Genomic DNA, 17,580 nt, shown 5'->3' with positions numbered 1-17,580 from the left:
ATCGGTGAAAGTGAATTTGAAATTTTTGTTTATCATTTGTATTGGGCTCTTGTGTTCTGCAACAGATGGGAAGGCTCAATTGTCGGGTGCCTATAATGTGTATTATTTCCGCTACAACTTTGATCCGTCCTATTATCGGGATGGTAATTATTATGGAATTCCTTTTGAAGGAAGCCCTTGGTTTAGCAAGGATTTTATTCCTGCCAGAATCCGCCTTTTTTCTGGTGAAGACATGGAGGGAGGTAACTTTAAATTGAACCTTTATAATGGTCGTGTTTTTACGGAAGATGACAGGCAAAGACTTATAGTAATTACTTCTCCAATCGAAAGAATTGAATTTTTGCAGGAGAACAAAAAAGCTGCTGTTTTTCAGGCTGGGTTCCCAAAGATTGATAAACAGAATGGCTTGAGCCTCTATCAGGTATTAGCGGAGGGAAGTGCAAAGCTGCTCAAGTATATTCGCTTTACTATGTCGGATAGAATGGAATATGGACAAGGTTTAACTTTTAAAATGGATCCCTTGTTCTACTTCTATATTTTTGCGGACGGGAAAATGCATCCTGTTTATAAAGTTGATGACTTAATGCGGCTTTTTCCGGGCTGGACAAATGAAGTAAAAGGTTTTATTGAAAGGGAAGGTCTTAAAGTAAAAAAGGAAACGGATTTGGTTAAAATCGTTTCCTTCTATAATTCTTTAGCTTCTTTAAAACCAGATGATTCTGAGGGACCTTAGTTGTTTACCGCCTGATCAGCTTCTTGCTTCATCTTCAATTCCCATTTCCAGGCAGTATCCATCATCTCTCTGATACCGAATTTTATTTTCCATCCCAGTTTAGTAACTGCAGCATCGTTATTGGCATAAATAGCAATAACATCTCCTGGTCTTCTGGGCCCTATTTCATAATTTAATTTTACACCACTTACTTCTTCAAAAGTATGTATGGCTTCCAGTACACTAACTCCATCACCAGTACCTAAGTTGAAAATATCGCAATTTGTTTCATTTTTACCTTCCAATAAATATTGGATAGCTAATGTGTGAGCGTGTGCAATATCTGAAACGTGTATATAGTCTCTTACACATGAACCGTCTTTGGTTGGATAGTCATTTCCATGAACCCACATTTTAGGAAGTTTCCCTATAGCTGTTTGTGTAATGGCAGGTACTAAGTTCTGAGGCTTTCCTACTGGCAGCTCACCAATGTTACAAGTTGGGTGTGCCCCTACTGGATTAAAATATCTCAATAAGATTGTTTTGGTAGGAACCGCTTTGGTAAAATCTTTGATTACTACTTCACCCATTTGCTTGGTGGCACCATAAGGGGATTCTGCTGGTTTTATAGGAGAGCTTTCCGTTACAGGAATGGCATCAGGATTTCCATAGACAGTGCAAGAAGAAGAAAAAACAAAGTTGGGTACAGAAAATTCCTGTACACATTTTAATAAGTTAATAAGCCCAAACATATTGTTTTCATAATAACGCAAAGGCTCTTCTACAGACTCACCTACTGCTTTATATGCCGCAAAATGAATGATCCCGTTAATATCAGGATTCTCCTGAAACACTGCCTGTGTTTCATCGAAATTTTTTAAGTCGACTGTATAATTCTTTACTTTTTTACCGGTAATTTTTTCAATGCCAGCCAATGCAATAGTGGTTGATCTTGAAAAATTATCTATAGAGATGACATCAAATCCATTCTCAATTAAATCTACGATGGTATGGGAACCTATATAACCAGTACCTCCTGTAACTAATATTTTAGGCATAAAAAAAGCGTATAATGTTTTCTGCAATATACGCTAATTGAAGGCTTTGGCTGATTATTTTACACAATCAATTTAATGATAGTATAAAAAATGCCAGCAATCATTGCTGAGATTGGAATGGTTAAAATCCATGCCCAGAGAAGATTAACCGTTACACCCCATCTCACTGCGCTCAATCTTTTGGTTGCGCCAACACCAATGATGGCACCTGTAATGGTGTGAGTAGTTGAAACAGGAATTTTAAAATGCTCGGTCATAAATAAGGTGATGGCGCCGGCTGTTTCAGCTGCTACCCCTTCTAGTGGAGTTACTTTCGTTATTTTGGTCCCCATTGTCTTAACAATTTTCCATCCACCGCTCATGGTTCCTAGACCAATGCATAAGAAACTGGTGAAAGGAACCCAAGGATATGCAATTACAAATGTGTTGAAATCCATAATAACTCCATGGGTATTCTTCTCGTAGAAAATAATAGCGGCACCAATGATACCCATTACTTTTTGTGCGTCATTCCCTCCATGTCCAATACTAAAAGCTGCAGAAGATAGCAGCTGTAATTTCTTAAACCAATTCTCTGCTTTATAAGGGTTCGATCGTTTACATAAATGCACAATAATAATAGTTATTATGAAAGCAATGAACATTCCGATTAATGGGGCAAAGAAAATAAATAGGAATGTTGGAACAACCTTAGCATAGTTGATTACATCTCCTGCTTCACCACTTAATCCTCCAGCATGAGCCAGAGCAGCTCCAATAAAGCCACCCATTAATGTATGCGAAGAGCTGGAAGGAATACCAAACCACCAGGTGATTAAATTCCAAGTAATGGCTGCCATAATACCTGCCATTAATACTTCCAGTGTGATGAATTCGGCATTAACCCACTTGGCAACAGTATTGCCAATACCGAATTCTTTGAAAATATATTTTGAGATAAAGAATGCGGCGAAGTTGAAAACAGCTGCCCACAAAACTGCCTGAAAAGGGGTAAGTACTTTTGTAGAAACAATGGTAGCTATTGAATTGGCTGCATCATGAAAACCATTGATATAGTCAAAAATGAAGGCCAAAACAATAATGATCACTAATAGTGTAAACATAACTATGTGTAATGCCTCTTAGGCGTATTTAATAATAATGGATTCAATTACATTGGCGGCGTCCTCGCACTTGTCCGTTGCAATTTCCATCACCTGATAAATTTCTCTTTTCTTGATTACTTCCTTGAAGTCATTTTCTTGTTGAAACAACATTTCAATACTCATGTCAAAAACATCATCCGCCTGATTTTCAATGCTATTTACTTTAACCATGGCTTCAGTCATTTCTCTGAGATTCTTCATGTCTCTTAATCCAAATACTGCTTTTTTGATTTCAATAGTTCCCTGAAGAATCAAATCTGCCATTTTCTGGATGCCTGTATCGTTAGGGTTAACGCTGTAGAAATTAATTTTCTTGGCTGATGCAAAAATATAGTCTGCAATATCATCCAGTGCTGTAGCAAGATAGTGGATATCTTCTCTGTCGAATGGAGTGATAAAATTGCGGCCTAATTCTGTGAAAACCTTATGGGTGTTGTCGTCATTCTTGTGTTCGAGGTCTTCAATTAGTGCCAGAATAGCTCTTCTTCTGTCTTCATCTGCCTCGCTTACCATCTCTTTTAGCTTAATCCCCATTTCGTGAACTTTTTCTGCCACGTCTTCAAATAATTCGTAGAAAAGCTGGTTTTTCGGCATGAAAAAGCGACCGATGTTATTAATACCCATAGTGTTTATTTTGAACAAAAGTACCTTAATGGGTAGGTAGGGTCAAAAGTTTACAAAAACTTAATAATTATATAATATAGTAAAAATTAATATGCGTTAATTCTTGGTAGGCAATGTGAACCCAACTGTTGTGCCGACATCTAATTTAGATCTTATATGCATAGTCTGTTTGTGTGCTTCAACAATATGTTTACAGATGGCTAACCCTAAACCAGTTCCTCCTACATCCCTGCTTCTGCCCCTATCGGTTCTGTAAAAGCGCTCAAAAACTCTGGGAAGGTGTTCTTCTGCTATACCAATTCCATCATCACTTAATTCAACCAGAACATGTTCTTCATCTGTTTTGTACACACTGGCAATAATTTGTCCGTTTTCTTTTCCGTACTTGATAGCATTTACAACCAGATTATTGATTACCTGTCTTATTTTTTCTTTGTCTGCATATACAGTTATGGGAAATTCACAACCTTTTTTGATGCTGGCGTTTATTTTCCTAGCGTCAATTTTTATGGAGAGCGTTTCAAAAATTTCCTTGATTAACTCCTGAATCACAAAATACTCCTTGTGTAATGGTTGTTCACCAGTTTCCAGTCTTGAAATGGCATCCAGGTCTTTTACTAGATTTACCATTCTGGTTACATTCTTGGCCGTATTTTCCAGAAATCGAAGACTGATTTCCCTATTCTCAATTGCACCATCCCTTAATGTGTCAATATATCCCTGAATAGCAAAAATGGGAGTCTTGAATTCATGTGCAAGGTTTTGCAGGAACTCTTTTCGAAAAATTTCATTCTGCTTCAGCAGTTCTATTTCCGCACTTCTTTGTTCTGCCCATTTTTCTACATCTTCTCTTACTTCATCAATGCCTTTTTGGGGAAGGATATATTTGTAATAGGTTTCTTCCCGTTTACTGGCTTTGGTCTGATATATGAACTTATAAATGAGTTTTATTTTTCTGTAAATGAACGACTCCAAAACAAAGCCAATAAGAAAATAACTCCCCAAAAATGTTACAATCAATGAGATGAAGGCAATTGTAATATCAGGTCTGATGATCCAGATACCCAGTGAAATGGGTATGGCAAGAATGGCAGCTGTAAAGGCAGATAACTGTTTAGGGGAAAGATTCTTGGTATTCAGCATGTAAGCAAATTACAGAATTGTAACTTAAGCTTTTGTCAAATTTCAAACTTATAACCAACTCCCTTGACTGTTGTAATGCAGTCAATGCCCAGTTTTTGTCTTACTTTTCTTACGTGTACATCAATGGTTCTGTCACCTACAATGACTTCATTTCCCCAGACCTGGGTAAGAATTTCATTTCTTAAAAAGACTCTTCCTGGTTTAGAGGCCAGCAGATAAATCAATTCAAACTCTTTTTTGGCTAAAACAACTTCGTTGCCGTCAATGGTTACTAGAAATTTAACCGGATCGATGCTGATATTGCCAATCTGTAAGGTTTTCCCCGCTTCTTTACTGGATACTCGTCTGAATAAAGCATTCACTCTGCTAACGAGTACTTTTGGACTGATTGGTTTGCTGATATAATCATCTGCACCCGTTTCTAGCCCTTTTATCTGAGAGCTTTCGTCGCTCATGGCAGTTAAAAAGATAATTAGGGTGTCTTGAAAACTGGGTTGGGACCTTAATATGGAGCAGACTTCAACGCCATTCTTTCTGGGCATCATGATGTCTAAAATGATAAGATCCGGATAAAGCTGCTTGGCTTTTTCTATGGCTTCATTGCCATCTTTAGCTGTATGCACTTCGTAGCCTTCCTTTTCCAGATTATAGCGGATTATTTCTAGGATATCTGGTTCGTCGTCCGCAATTAAAATCTGTTTCGGCTTAACTTCCATGTTAACGTTATGTTTACACAAAGTTAATTTCATTCCTCCGCATAAACAGCAATTTGTATTATTATCTAATTGTTAACTGACTGATTGACTATTTTTGTACTAGATATGCATAAATATTTCTATCTCTTTTGCTCCTTTTTGCTTTCCCTTCAGTATGGCTTCGGACAACAGTCCGACTCATTGCCTGTTATCCCGGCTATGAGACAACTGCATCATGAATATATAATCAGATCCTGGGATGCAATACGCAGTAGTACTGAAAAGCATCAGATGCTTACAGAAGCAGAACAGCAACAGGCTGAACAAATCGTATTTCAACTTAGAAATTTTATTGAGCGTTCTGAATTGATTGATAACAATGGAAAATATACCTGGCTAAGAGGGGTAAATGAAATTTTAACCGGGCTCTCTAATAATTTTGCGCTAAACAGGTCGCAGCCTACTTCGGTTTTACAGGTTTTGCAAACCTATCAGACTGCCATGCTTGCTCAGTTAAAAGGAGAATCCATTGCCCCGCTCATGAAGTTTCTTGACCTTGAATCTGCCAGTTTGTTTGCTGAAAATATTGCTCTTGCTTCCAATCCCGGACAAGTTGCCGTAAAAGATAGTATTATCGTTAAGCAATGTGTTAGGAATCCGGAAAGGATATTACCCATACTCGTGAAAAATCCAGCAACTGCTTCTGCTGATACTTTGATTATTCAGGCCGCTTACAGAAATCCGGAAGAACTATACAGTTATGCAGCTGCCCCCAATGCTTTGGGTAAAAAAATACAATCGGTAAAACATCAATTTGTAAAAATTGTTGCGCAGCTGGCATTAACTAGCACTGGTAGAATGTACTTCCCTTTTTTAGATCAATTGTATACCGGGAAATTGAAAATGGATTCTATTACCCGTTTTGTAGGTAATGATACTTCATCCGGGTATTATAGTTTGTTGGTAAGAACCCGAATAGACTATGCTAAAAGAATACAGGCGGGCGATACGCCAATGGCCTCCAAAGTTTTGATTGATAAATTAAAGTCGAAAGGGGTTGAGCTTTATATCAACGAAATAAACGCCCTGCACAATGAAAATAGCGATGCCGTCCGGTTTAAAATTATCAGTCGTTTAAGCCCACAGGAATTATATTATTTAGCTGTAACAGGGGAAGAAGATTTATATACCTCCAGTTTTGTAAATGGTGTTTATCCGCGGATATTTTCAGGAATGAAAGTTCCCAGAGCCGATTCCATTTTAAAATGGGTAAATTATGATTACTATAAAAAATTTATCAAAATAGCTGCTGCATATAATAAGCTGGATGATTTTCTTGGAAAGATGGACAAGCAGGATGCAGAAAAATTAATGAAAGGATTTGTGAATGGATTAGAAAAAACAAATTCCCTGGAAGATGCTGTTGACGTGGCTGATTCTTATGCAAGTATTTACAATCCTTCATTGAAACAGCTAATGCTTAGTCAGGTTCGCTCAGAACTAAAACGATGTATTGCAATCAATAACAAGCGAGGCAAAGTTATTTATGAATTATTGGAGACCATTTTCTCCTCTCTGGAGCCAAATAATAAAATAGATTTATCTGCAAAGCTAGGCATCATGCCTGTTTATGAATTACCCAATCAACTTTTAAGAGACGAGACAAATGGAAGGGTTGTGATGCAGCAATTTTTTTATGGGGACAAAGATGGGATGGTTATTTTCAATGCTTTCTTAAGCCGGTTTAGGAATGCTAATTGGAAAATTACTAGAAAATCACAATGGGTGGAAGTGAGTTCAAGAACTGGTGTGCCCGTTACTATTTATGCTAATCTGCCGTTGGACGAAACTGAAGATTTGGATACGCAATCTCAGGACAGTTTAATTGCTTATTTGAATGAACAGAAGCTACATCCAAGTGTAGTTATTCATCGTGGACATAGTTATTATTTAAATCAGACAGTACATAAAATGCCCTCCTCTGCAAAACTTGTATTATTGGGCAGTTGTGGGGGATACCAGCGTTTGAATGAAGTGCTGGAAATTGCTCCGGGGGCTCATATAATTTCTTCCAAACAGATTGGAACAGGGGTCATTAATCAGGGATTAATCAATGTGATCAGTGAAGATATACGCCTTGGTAAAAACTTAAAGTGGCCTAATTTATGGAACAATCTGGCTGTAAGATTTAATGGAAGTGCCAAAGAGAAATTTGATGACTATGTGCCACCTCATAAAAATCTGGGTGCCATTTTCATTACGGCATTTAATACAGCCATGCAACAAGACTTATAATGCTGTCTACCTGTTACTGTAAAAAGGGATTGTTCCTTTTTTCGTATCCAATGGTAGTAGTTAAACCATGGCCCGGATATACTTTAACTTCATCGGGAAGTGTAAACAGATTTTCTCTGATACTTTGTAGCAGGCGCTCATGATTTCCACCCGGCAAATCTGTTCTGCCAATGCTTTCCCTGAAAAGTACATCGCCCCCAATCAAAAATGCTTCTGACTCGCAGTAAAAACAAATACTTGCGGGCGAGTGTCCGGGAGCAAAAATCACTTTCAAGGCATCATTTCCCAGTAAAACAGTATCTCCTGGGTGCAGGAATTGTAAGGGTCCTTTGTAGTTTTCAAATGGAAGTCCCCATTTCTCTCCTGAAAGAGGCGCCATTTTGAGCATGGCTTCTTCTTCGGGATGTATATGAAGCGGCGTCTTGAAAGTTTCATAGACCCATTTGTTTCCAAAAACATGGTCCAAATGACAATGCGTGTTCAACAATTTAACTACTTCCAGTTTGTTTGTCTGAATAAACTGAAACAATTGTTCCTGTTCTGCAGGGAAATAGCAGCCAGGATCGATGATGATGGCTTTTTGATCCTCGTTGTAAAGAACATAGGTATTTTCCTGAATGGGACTGAATGTAAAAACCTTAACCTTTATCATACACCTATTTTACCTGCTTTTAATGGTAAATGACTAATTTTAAAGACCAAAGTTCGGATATGCAATTGAATAGAATCAGTAAACTCATTTTTTTTCTTGGAATCCTTGGTTCAACAGAGCTTAAGGCACAGGTAAACAGTGTTGAATTTGGCAAGAATAGAATCCAACACCAGAAGTTCAACTGGAAATTTTACCAGTCGCCCAATTTTAATACCTATGTTACGCAGGGAGGTGTTGAACTGGGCAAATTTGTTAGCCAGGTAGCCGAGGAAGAATTAAAGTCCATAGAAAACTTTGTGGAATATTCATTGCAGCGAAGGGCCAATATTGTGGTTTACAACAACTATAACGATTTCAAAAGCAGCAATATCGGATTGGGGTCCGATTGGCAAAATGCCGGAGGGGTAACCAAATTGGTAAATAATAAAATCATTGTTTATTATAACGGGAATCACAATAAACTAAAAACACAAATAAGAGAGGGCATTGCCAAAGTTCTTACAGACAATCTTTTATTTGGTGATGATATCGGGGAATTTGCCAGTAATCAGGCATTGCTGGATCTTCCTAAATGGATGGTTGATGGATATGTGTCTTATGCCGGCCAGTCGTGGAGTACAGAAAAAGACGATGAGCTTAAAAGTGCCATGTTAAGTGGCAGGTACAATTCCTTTTATCAGTTTGCATTTGAAAAACCAGTACTTGCAGGTCATGCTTTCTGGAATTATATAGGTGAAAAGTACCGTAAAGAAAACATTACTTATCTGCTTTACCTGGCAAGAATGTATAAGAATATTAATAATGCCTGTCTTAGAATTTGCAAGAAAAAATTCCAGGAAGTATTAAATGAGTTCATGCAATTTCAACAGGACCGTTATATCAAGGATATTCGTCAACGCAGAAACCAATTAAAGGGACAACTAACTGTTACGGAAGAAATTGGGAAAAGAGATTATTTCCGATTCCAGGCAAATCCTAATCCCAGAAGCAACACCTATTCTGTACTTGAATTTAAAAAAGGCATCTACACAGTAAAGTTGATGGAGAATTTTTATGATGCAAAAGTGTTGCTGAAAAATGGTGTTTTAACAAATGGTCAGGATGTGAATCCTAATTACCCTATTATGGCCTGGGATGGAAAAGGTACCCGTCTTTTGGTGATTTACTGGGAAAAAGGGAAGATTAATATGTTTGTTTATGACTTAATTGCTCGTTATAAAAGATTCAAGCAAACCATTGATGGATTTGATCAGATTCTGGATGCAAGTTTTATGCTGGATGCCAATACACTGGTATTAAGTGCTGTAAAAAACGGACATGCGGATATTTATACCTATAAAATAGAAGAGCAGAAAGCCACTCAAATTACCAATGATATTTATGATGATTTAGATCCTACAATTGTTTCCTTCCCTAACAGGGTAGGAATCATATTCTCCTCTAACAGACCGGGAAACAATGCTCCCAATAAAGATACCGTGCTTCCCAGCCGTTATCCTTTCAATATTTACATGGTTGATATTTTGAATACCAGCAATGAAAAGCAAATTTCTCAGTTGACTAATGTGAAACTGGGAAATGCCCGATATCCAATGCAATACAATACGAATCATTTTACATTTGTTTCAGATGAGAATGGTATTGCCAACCGATGGGCTGGTTTCTTCTCTACTCAGCGAAACGGATTAGATACCTTGTATTATATAGGCGAAGAAATTTTGCGCAATCCTGCACCAAAGGAATTTGATTCTACATTAATGGCCTGGCAAAAGCAGGAACCAGACAGTGTAAGTTATTTCCAAGTGTATAAAGATTCTACCTATACTTTCCCGATTACCAATTATCAAAGTTCTTTACTCGAAACAAGAATTGCAGGAAATAATGGACAGGTAAGTGAAGTAAGACGAGAGGGTGATTTTAAATTTGTTTACAAACTGAAAGTAGATGAACAGACCTTAGCAAGAAGAAATGTAACTGCCAGGAATACTGAATACATAAAGAAAATACTGGACGAGAAAAAACTTTCAGAAGGAAAAGCTATTCAATACAACAATAATAAACCAGCCAATGATACGACTAAAAAAGTGGTTGTGTTTCAGAATGAATTTGCCGATGAGTTGCCTGATACAACTGTGAAGATGAATGCTGTTTTAACTCCGCAGCAAAGGCAATCTAGCCTTACCAGGTCTAAATTGTTTGATTACCGGTTGAAGTTTAGTTCAGATTATTTGCTTGGCGGTTTTTCTAATAATGTTCTAATTAATCGCTATCAACCTTATGCTGGTGGTGCTGGACCTATTCGTTTAAACAACGGCAACGACTTCAATTTTACTTTCCGTGTTGGTGTAAGCGATTTGATGGAAGATGTAAAATTTGTTGCTGGTATGCGTTTTGGAACCAGCCTTGCAGATAAAGACCTTTTACTCTCTTTTCAAAACAATCGCAAAAAACTGGACTGGGGGCTTACTTATTACAGAAGTAATATTACCAACTTCTACAATACCCAGTTTAATAATATGTTGTACACCAATTTGTATCAGGGTAATATAACCTACCCGATTAATGAGGTAAAAAGCATTAGAGCAACAATAGGAGTGCGCTCAGACAGAGGTGTATTAAAGTCTTTTGATAATGTAGCAGGTCAGCCCAATCCCAATGCGCTGGCATACAGAGATACGGTTTCAAAATATGTTTTATCCAGACTTGAGTTTGTGCATGACAATACCATCAATCCAACACAAAATATTTGGAACGGACTTCGTTATAAAGTATACATGGATATAAATATGCCTACCCAGAAAACAGCTTTGAATAATGGGAAAGCAACCATGAATTTTGGTTTTGATGGAAGATACTATCATAAAATTTACCGAAATTTTATCTGGGCAGGTAGGGTAGCTGCAGACTTCTCTTGGGGCAGTCAGAAATTAATTTATTACCTGGGTGGCGTTGACGGATGGATAGGACCTAAATTTAATAACGGAAATCAACCTGCTGCTGATCAGAGCTATGCATTTCAGTCTCTCGCTGTAAACATGCGTGGATACAGTCAAAATATTGCAAATGGTAACAATGCTTTTGTTATCAACAGTGAATTCCGTCTGCCTTTGTTTTCAACGCTTTTTGACAGACCGGTTAACAATGCATTCCTGCGTAATTTCCAGTTGGTACAGTTTGTTGATCTTGGGTCTGCTTGGAATGGTAAATACAATGGCATTAAGCGTCCCGGAGAAGTTATCACCAATAACCAAACGCCGGTTGTGGTAAGAATTGATGCAGGCGGTCTTGGACCTTTTGCAGGTGGATACGGATTTGGAGTAAGAAGTACTTTGTTAGGCTACTTCATGAAGTTTGATGCTGGCTGGCCTATGAAAGGAGTATTTAAAGGAGCCCCTGTTTATTATTTTGCACTGGGTTTTGACTTCTAAGCATAAATGATTTAAAAAAGAAAAGCAGGTGATGGAAAATCACCTGCTTTTTTATTGTGTTAAGTAGTAAACCACCTGACTATTTTGCCTGATCAGCATACCCTTCCTGAGGAGCTTCAATATGATGTTCTCTTAATTTAACAGGCGCTGTTTTTCTTCTGGCTTTCATGTTTAACAATTCTACAATAAAGGAGAATGCCATTGCAAAATATACATAGTGCTTTAAATGCAATTCATGCGCCTGTTCAGCATTCCAGCCTTCTACCAATAAGACCATTCCAATCATTACCAGAAAGGATAAAGCCAGCATTTTAAGTGTTGGATGTTTGTGGATGAATGCCGAAATATTGGGACTGAATAAGAACATAATAATCATGGCTATGACTACAGCAGCAATCATAACCTCGAGGTGTTTGGCTGTACCACCAGCAGTAATAATACTATCAAAGCTGAAAACCATGTCTATCATAATGATTTGAGCAATACCACTAGCAATGCCTAGTTCTTTTGATTTTCTTCCAGCCAGTGCATCTTCTTCGCCCTCTAGTTTGTGGTGTATTTCCTTTACTGTTTTGTATATCAGGAATAGTCCTCCAAACAACATTACCAGACTAGCCAGGTCAAAATCCTTTCCCGCTGCGCTGAATACAGGCTTCCCTTTTTGTGAAAGCAACCAGCTTAATCCAAATAACAGTATGGTTCTTGAAATTATACCGGTAACCATCCAGATCAACCGGGCTTTTTTGTGAAAAGCTTTAGGCATTCTGTTCATGATGATACTCACGAAAATTACATTGTCAATGCCAAGTACAACTTCGAGAATGGTAAGAATTAAAAAACTAATTAAGCTTTCCGTAGTGAATAATTGCTCCATGTATATGGTTATTTATTTTTTGATAAGTAAGTGCAGATATTTTTTACAATGGATGGTCCTTCATAAACAAATCCGGTCCATACCTGAATCAAAGATGCACCTGCTTTTAATTTTTCCATTGCATCTTCCCCAGTAAATATTCCACCGCTGGCTATAATTGGAATGGTTCCACTGGTTTGTTCTGAAAGGTAACGGACAATTTGTGTTGATTTTTCTTTGACAGGTTTGCCACTGAGACCGCCCATGCCAATTTCATTGCTCAACGCAGCAGATATAGCACTAAGATTGGTTCTGTCCAATGTTGTATTAGTTGCAACAAGGCCACTCAGTTGCATTTCCATGGATAAGTCCACAATGTCATCCAATTGTGGCTGTGTTAAATCGGGTGCAATTTTTAATAAGATGGGCTTTGGTACTTTTTCACCCGCATTTAGGGATTGTAGCTCTCCGAATATTTTGCGAAGCGCATCTTTTTCCTGAAGTTCCCTTAACCCAGGCGTATTCGGCGAGCTTACATTCACAACAAAATAGTCTACCTCATTGTGGAGCTCTTTAAAGCAGATGGTGTAATCTTTCCAGGCTTCCTCATTTGGGGTTACTTTGTTTTTACCAATATTGCCTCCAACAATTAATTCGCTGTTCTTTCCCCTGCTATTCCAATTAACCAGTCTTTTTTTAATGGCTGCTACTCCTTCATTATTAAATCCCATCCTGTTAATTAGTGCTTGATCTGCAGGTAGTCTGAACAAGCGGGGTAGGTCGTTTCCAGCCTGTGCTTTCGGCGTCACTGTTCCAATTTCTACAAATCCAAATCCCAATGCTTCTAGTTCATGCAGATATGCTGCATTTTTATCGAATCCTGCGCCCAGCCCAACAGGGTTTTTGAATTGTATACCCATGACGGTTTTCTCTAGGTCTTTTCCTTTGTATTGAAAAGCGTTTCTGATTAAAGTATCCCCCAGGCCAAGAGAAGTGGCTATTTTAAGGCTATTCATTGAAAAATAATGGACTTTTTCAGGAGGCGCCTTGAATAACAGATTTCTGATTAATGTATACAATCTTTAAGTTTTTGCGAAAATACCCCCAAAGGGTCATTTAAAATTTAGTTGCATAAACAACTTTTAAACCTTTTTCTTACATTTGATACTAATAAATTCAGTTTATGCAAGAAGCTTACATTGTAGCAGGTTACCGAACCGCAGTAACGAAAAGTAAGAAAGGTGGATTCAGATTTTTCAGACCTGATGATTTGGCTGTAGAAGTAATCAAGGGATTGGTTGCTTCCATTCCTCAGTTAGATACCAAACTGGTGGACGATGTGATTGTGGGAAACGCAGTGCCTGAAGCAGAACAGGGTTTACAGTTTGGAAGAATTATTGCAGCAAAAGCACTGGGTATTGATGCTGCTGGCATTACCATCAACCGCTATTGTGCAAGTGGCTTGGAAAGTATTGCAACTGCTACCGCCAAAATTAGATCGGGCATGGCTGAATGTATAATTGCTGGTGGAACAGAAAGCATGAGTATGGTACCTACTGCCGGATGGAAAACCGTTCCTTCTTATGCTATTGCGAAAGATGAACCCGATTATTATCTAAGTATGGGTTTAACAGCTGAAGCAGTTGCCAAAGAGTTTAATGTATCGAGAGAAGACCAGGATGAGTTTGCTTATCAGTCTCATATGAAGGCAAAACAGGCAATTGAGAATGGTTATTTTAAATCTGGTATTTTACCTATAACGGTTGAGGAAACTTATTTAAATGAAAAAGGTAAAAAAGCCATTCGTTCTTATGTGGTTGATACAGATGAGGGATTAAGAGCTGAAACTACTGTAGAAGGGCTTTCAAAATTGAAGCCGGCTTTTGCGGTTAACGGTTCAGTTACTGCGGGTAACTCTTCCCAAACCAGCGATGGTGCTGCATTTGCCATTGTAATGAGTGAAAGAATGATGAATTCTTTGGGGCTGCAACCCATTGGACGATTAGTGAATTGTGCTTCTGCTGGGGTACATCCCAGAATTATGGGTATCGGACCTGTTGCAGCTATTCCTAAAGTATTGAAGCAAGCTGGAATGAGCCTTGCTGATATTGATTTAATTGAATTGAATGAAGCATTTGCTTCTCAGTCATTGGCTGTTATTAGAGAATTAGGCCTGGATCCTTCCAGCGTTAATATAAACGGGGGTGCTATTGCTTTAGGCCATCCATTGGGCTGTACAGGTTGCAAATTAACCGTACAACTTTTGAATGACATGAAGCGATTGAATAAAAAATACGGGATGGTGACTGCTTGCGTAGGTGGTGGACAAGGGATTGCGGGAATCATAGAAAATTTATAATTCATGATTTTTTTCATTTTTTGTCTTGAAATTTAGTAGGAACTTCATGCTAAATCAGCAAATCATGAAAACCATTGTTTTACCTACCGATTTTTCAGCAACTGCAAGCAATGCAGCGGACTATGCAGTACATTTTGCCAAGCAAGTACATGCAGAACGAATCATTCTGTTGCATGCTTATGAAATACCTGTTGCTATTGATCCCATGATGCCTGGCATTCAAATTCCGGAAGTAGATGGGTTCAGGGAAACGGCAGAAAACAGGCTGATGCAGTTCAGGTCTGATTTATTGGTAAAATATGCAGACAGCCATTTAATTTTTGACACATTGGCTGTTTATGGTTCTATTCTTTCCGCTTTGGAAGACCTTCAGGAAAATAATCCAATTGAATTAGTAGTGATGGGTGTTACCGGTGGCGGTGCATTGGAAGAAACCTTGATAGGCAGCAATACTGTTCATGTAGCAGAAAACACCAATGTTCCATTGATTATTGTTCCTGCCAATACCGTTTTCAAGCCGGTTAAAAAACTCATGTTTGCTTGTGATTTTAATGATGCAGAAAAATACATTCCTGTTAATCAGATAGCAGCATTTCAGCAATTAACTGGTGCGGGCTTGGCAGTTTTCAATATTGAGGGTGAACCTACTGAATTCGAGGAAACATTCCCGGGGACAGTAATGGGTGAAAGTTTTGCCGTTCACACAGTAATGGATAAACTGAATCCTACCTACTATTATTCCCATGCAAAAAATTTTCTGGATGGCGTGAATCAGTTCGTTGATGAACAGGGGGTTGACCTGGTGATTACCGTACCTAAGGAACACAACTTTTTCGCGAGAATATTTTCTTCGAGTCATACCAAAAAACTAGCTTTTCACAGCCATGTGCCAGTATTGGTTTTAAGTAAACAGGACTAAAGCCAGAAAATTTTAACTCAGATATTTACCTACGATTGGCATTCTTCGTCCTACACCAAATGCTTTGGGTGAAATACGAATAATGGGGCAAAACTGGTTGCGTTTATATTCATTGTTGTTAACCATTTTAATAGTTCGGTCAACCAAAGCAGTATCAAATCCTTGTGCTTTAATATTTGCGGGGCTCTGACGTTTTTCAATGTACTGGTATAATAATTTATCCAGGACTTCATAGTCTGGTAAGCTGTCGCTGTCTTTTTGGTTGGGTCTCAGTTCTGCACTTGGGGCTTTATCAATAATGTTAACCGGTATGATTTCCTTATTACGATTGATGTATTTAGCCAGTGCATACACTTGCAGTTTGTAGCAATCACCCAATACGCCAAGACCTCCTGCCATGTCTCCATAAAGTGTACCATAGCCTGTAGCCAATTCACTTTTATTGGATGTATTCAACAATACATAGCCGAATTTATTGGCAATTGCCATTAATAAATTACCCCTGCTTCTGCTTTGAATGTTTTCTTCGGCCAATGAAAAAGGCAGGCCATTAAAAAGTGGATCCAGTGTTTGCAAAAAGGATTGGTAAACAGTATCAATCTTTATAATATCGTACGGGTTATTCAGATTTTTGCTGAGCATTACTGCATCGTTTACAGAATGTTCCGTAGAGTAGGGCGAGGGCATTAAAATGGCTCTTACATTTTCAGCACCCAGTGCATCGCAGGCAATGGCTAGTGTTACCGCTGAATCAATCCCTCCGGAAGAGCCTAGTATGGCTTTGGTAAATCCCATCTTATTGAAATAATCCCTGATGCCGGAAACCAGTGCACTGTATACTTGCTCTATATTTAATTCAGCTTCCAGTTTGGTAGGATTTAATTCTTTTTCAGGTATGCGGCTGGCAGGTTCCAGGATAGGACCGGTGATGCTTCCGTTGTCGTTTAACTCAACAAAATCCAATGCTTCCTCAAACATCGGAAACGCTTTCATTAAATTGGCTTCTTTATCAAATACTAATGAAGCACCGTCAAATACAATTTCCGTTTGACTGCCAACTGCGTTACAGTAAAAAAGTGGAATCTTGTATTTCTGCACATTGGCTTTAATAACCGCCTTCCTATCTTCATCGTGGGTGTAGTCAAAAGGAGAGGCGCTTAAATTCAACATGATATCCGGATTGAATTTCATTAATTCGTCCATTGGACAAACTCTGTATAAAGGATTATCTCCCAAATTCCAGATGTCTTCGCAAATGGTTACTGCGAGTTTTTTGCCTTTAAAAGGAATGATATTCCATTCGTAGGCAGGCTCAAAGTAACGATACTCATCAAAAACATCGTAAGTAGGTAGTAGCGTTTTGTGTACAATTGCTTTTACTTCTTTTTCGTATAAAAAGTAAGCAGCATTAAATAGGTCTTTGCCTCGCTGATGATTGTTTTTAACCGGACTTCCAATCAGAACGCCTATTGTGTCTGCGTGTTCCTTGATGATATTTACCGCTTCCGTGCATTTTTCAATGAAATCTTCAAACTCAACAAAATCTCTTGCAGGGTATCCGCAAACGGTCATCTCACTGAATAGAATCAAATCGCCGCCTGCAGCTTTGGCTACTTTAATTGCTTCGATTATTTTTTCTGTGTTGTGTGCAAAATTGCCAATATGATAATTTTGTTGGGCTATGAATATTTTCATGC

Annotated in this window: 14 protein-coding genes; 5 read left to right on the top strand and 9 right to left on the bottom strand. The window is 38.3% G+C overall.

Annotation, left to right across the window (positions count from 1 at the left end; genetic code table 11):
* Positions 1 to 10: 10 nt before the first annotated feature.
* On the top strand, positions 11 to 733 hold the full coding sequence (locus TEGAF0_RS07905; protein ID WP_264897533.1) for a hypothetical protein: 723 nt from the start codon (positions 11 to 13) through the stop codon (positions 731 to 733).
* On the opposite strand, the gene galE is transcribed toward TEGAF0_RS07905, so the two are convergent.
* The 5 genes from galE to TEGAF0_RS07880 form a co-directional block, all read right to left on the bottom strand.
* Entirely contained in the window at positions 730 to 1,770 is a 1,041-nt protein-coding gene (gene galE / locus TEGAF0_RS07900) for a UDP-glucose 4-epimerase GalE (RefSeq protein WP_264897532.1), read from the bottom strand. The genes TEGAF0_RS07905 and galE overlap by 4 nt on opposite strands.
* Before the next feature lie 59 nt (positions 1,771 to 1,829).
* Positions 1,830 to 2,873 (bottom strand): inorganic phosphate transporter, encoded by a 1,044-nt coding sequence (locus tag TEGAF0_RS07895; RefSeq protein ID WP_264897530.1) that lies wholly within the window; start codon positions 2,871 to 2,873, stop codon positions 1,830 to 1,832.
* Between the two features lie 18 nt (positions 2,874 to 2,891).
* Entirely contained in the window at positions 2,892 to 3,539 is a 648-nt protein-coding gene (locus TEGAF0_RS07890; protein ID WP_264897528.1) for a DUF47 domain-containing protein, read from the bottom strand.
* 96 nt (positions 3,540 to 3,635) lie between these two features.
* Positions 3,636 to 4,682, bottom strand: a complete 1,047-nt coding sequence (locus tag TEGAF0_RS07885; RefSeq protein ID WP_264897526.1) for a sensor histidine kinase — start codon at positions 4,680 to 4,682, stop codon at positions 3,636 to 3,638.
* Positions 4,683 to 4,717: 35 nt separating this feature from the next.
* A complete protein-coding gene (locus TEGAF0_RS07880; RefSeq protein WP_264897524.1) occupies positions 4,718 to 5,398 on the bottom strand; it encodes a response regulator transcription factor in 681 nt (226 codons plus the stop codon).
* Between the two features lie 105 nt (positions 5,399 to 5,503).
* Between TEGAF0_RS07880 and TEGAF0_RS07875 the strand changes: the two genes are divergently transcribed.
* On the top strand, positions 5,504 to 7,672 hold the full coding sequence (locus TEGAF0_RS07875) for a hypothetical protein (protein WP_264897522.1): 2,169 nt from the start codon (positions 5,504 to 5,506) through the stop codon (positions 7,670 to 7,672).
* 13 nt (positions 7,673 to 7,685) lie between these two features.
* Here the strand turns inward: TEGAF0_RS07875 and TEGAF0_RS07870 are convergent, their stop codons facing one another.
* Positions 7,686 to 8,324: an MBL fold metallo-hydrolase gene (locus TEGAF0_RS07870; protein ID WP_264897520.1), complete on the bottom strand. Its 639-nt coding sequence runs from the start codon at positions 8,322 to 8,324 to the stop codon at positions 7,686 to 7,688.
* Positions 8,325 to 8,383: 59 nt separating this feature from the next.
* Here TEGAF0_RS07870 and TEGAF0_RS07865 point away from each other — a divergent pair, with 59 nt between their 5' ends.
* On the top strand, positions 8,384 to 11,752 hold the full coding sequence (locus TEGAF0_RS07865; RefSeq protein ID WP_264897519.1) for a BamA/TamA family outer membrane protein: 3,369 nt from the start codon (positions 8,384 to 8,386) through the stop codon (positions 11,750 to 11,752).
* A 79-nt stretch (positions 11,753 to 11,831) separates the two neighbouring features.
* On the opposite strand, the gene TEGAF0_RS07860 is transcribed toward TEGAF0_RS07865, so the two are convergent.
* Positions 11,832 to 12,626 carry a TerC family protein gene (locus TEGAF0_RS07860; RefSeq protein WP_264897517.1) on the bottom strand — a complete coding sequence of 265 codons (795 nt, stop codon included), beginning with the start codon at positions 12,624 to 12,626 and terminating at the stop codon, positions 11,832 to 11,834.
* A gap of 8 nt (positions 12,627 to 12,634) precedes the next feature.
* Positions 12,635 to 13,684, bottom strand: a complete 1,050-nt coding sequence (locus TEGAF0_RS07855) for a quinone-dependent dihydroorotate dehydrogenase (protein WP_264897516.1) — start codon at positions 13,682 to 13,684, stop codon at positions 12,635 to 12,637.
* Positions 13,685 to 13,788: 104 nt separating this feature from the next.
* Here TEGAF0_RS07855 and TEGAF0_RS07850 point away from each other — a divergent pair, with 104 nt between their 5' ends.
* Both TEGAF0_RS07850 and TEGAF0_RS07845 read left to right on the top strand, forming a co-directional pair.
* Positions 13,789 to 14,964: an acetyl-CoA C-acyltransferase gene (locus tag TEGAF0_RS07850; protein WP_264897514.1), complete on the top strand. Its 1,176-nt coding sequence runs from the start codon at positions 13,789 to 13,791 to the stop codon at positions 14,962 to 14,964.
* A gap of 64 nt (positions 14,965 to 15,028) precedes the next feature.
* On the top strand, positions 15,029 to 15,883 hold the full coding sequence (locus TEGAF0_RS07845) for a universal stress protein (RefSeq protein WP_264897512.1): 855 nt from the start codon (positions 15,029 to 15,031) through the stop codon (positions 15,881 to 15,883).
* Between the two features lie 12 nt (positions 15,884 to 15,895).
* On the opposite strand, the gene TEGAF0_RS07840 is transcribed toward TEGAF0_RS07845, so the two are convergent.
* Positions 15,896 to 17,578, bottom strand: coding sequence for an NAD+ synthase (locus tag TEGAF0_RS07840; protein ID WP_264897511.1), 1,683 nt, complete (start codon positions 17,576 to 17,578; stop codon positions 15,896 to 15,898).
* Positions 17,579 to 17,580: the final 2 nt, after the last annotated feature.

The sequence above is a fragment of the Sediminibacterium sp. TEGAF015 genome, from assembly GCF_025997995.1.
GTDB lineage: Bacteria > Bacteroidota > Bacteroidia > Chitinophagales > Chitinophagaceae > Sediminibacterium.
Note: the sequence above shows the minus strand (reverse complement) of the source record. Positions and strands in the feature narration are given on the sequence as shown.

Excerpts from the sequence above, each read along its gene's own strand:
- galE (WP_264897532.1), bottom strand. The coding sequence starts at position 1,770 with ATGCCTAAAATATTAGTTACAGGAGGTACTGGTTATATAGGTTCCCAT.
- TEGAF0_RS07895 (WP_264897530.1), bottom strand. The coding sequence starts at position 2,873 with ATGTTTACACTATTAGTGATCATTATTGTTTTGGCCTTCATTTTTGAC.
- TEGAF0_RS07890 (WP_264897528.1), bottom strand. The coding sequence starts at position 3,539 with ATGGGTATTAATAACATCGGTCGCTTTTTCATGCCGAAAAACCAGCTT.
- TEGAF0_RS07885 (WP_264897526.1), bottom strand. The coding sequence starts at position 4,682 with ATGCTGAATACCAAGAATCTTTCCCCTAAACAGTTATCTGCCTTTACA.
- TEGAF0_RS07880 (WP_264897524.1), bottom strand. The coding sequence starts at position 5,398 with ATGGAAGTTAAGCCGAAACAGATTTTAATTGCGGACGACGAACCAGAT.
- TEGAF0_RS07875 (WP_264897522.1), top strand. The coding sequence starts at position 5,504 with ATGCATAAATATTTCTATCTCTTTTGCTCCTTTTTGCTTTCCCTTCAG.
- TEGAF0_RS07870 (WP_264897520.1), bottom strand. The coding sequence starts at position 8,324 with ATGATAAAGGTTAAGGTTTTTACATTCAGTCCCATTCAGGAAAATACC.
- TEGAF0_RS07865 (WP_264897519.1), top strand. The coding sequence starts at position 8,384 with ATGCAATTGAATAGAATCAGTAAACTCATTTTTTTTCTTGGAATCCTT.
- TEGAF0_RS07860 (WP_264897517.1), bottom strand. The coding sequence starts at position 12,626 with ATGGAGCAATTATTCACTACGGAAAGCTTAATTAGTTTTTTAATTCTT.
- TEGAF0_RS07850 (WP_264897514.1), top strand. The coding sequence starts at position 13,789 with ATGCAAGAAGCTTACATTGTAGCAGGTTACCGAACCGCAGTAACGAAA.
- TEGAF0_RS07845 (WP_264897512.1), top strand. The coding sequence starts at position 15,029 with ATGAAAACCATTGTTTTACCTACCGATTTTTCAGCAACTGCAAGCAAT.
- TEGAF0_RS07840 (WP_264897511.1), bottom strand. The coding sequence starts at position 17,578 with ATGAAAATATTCATAGCCCAACAAAATTATCATATTGGCAATTTTGCA.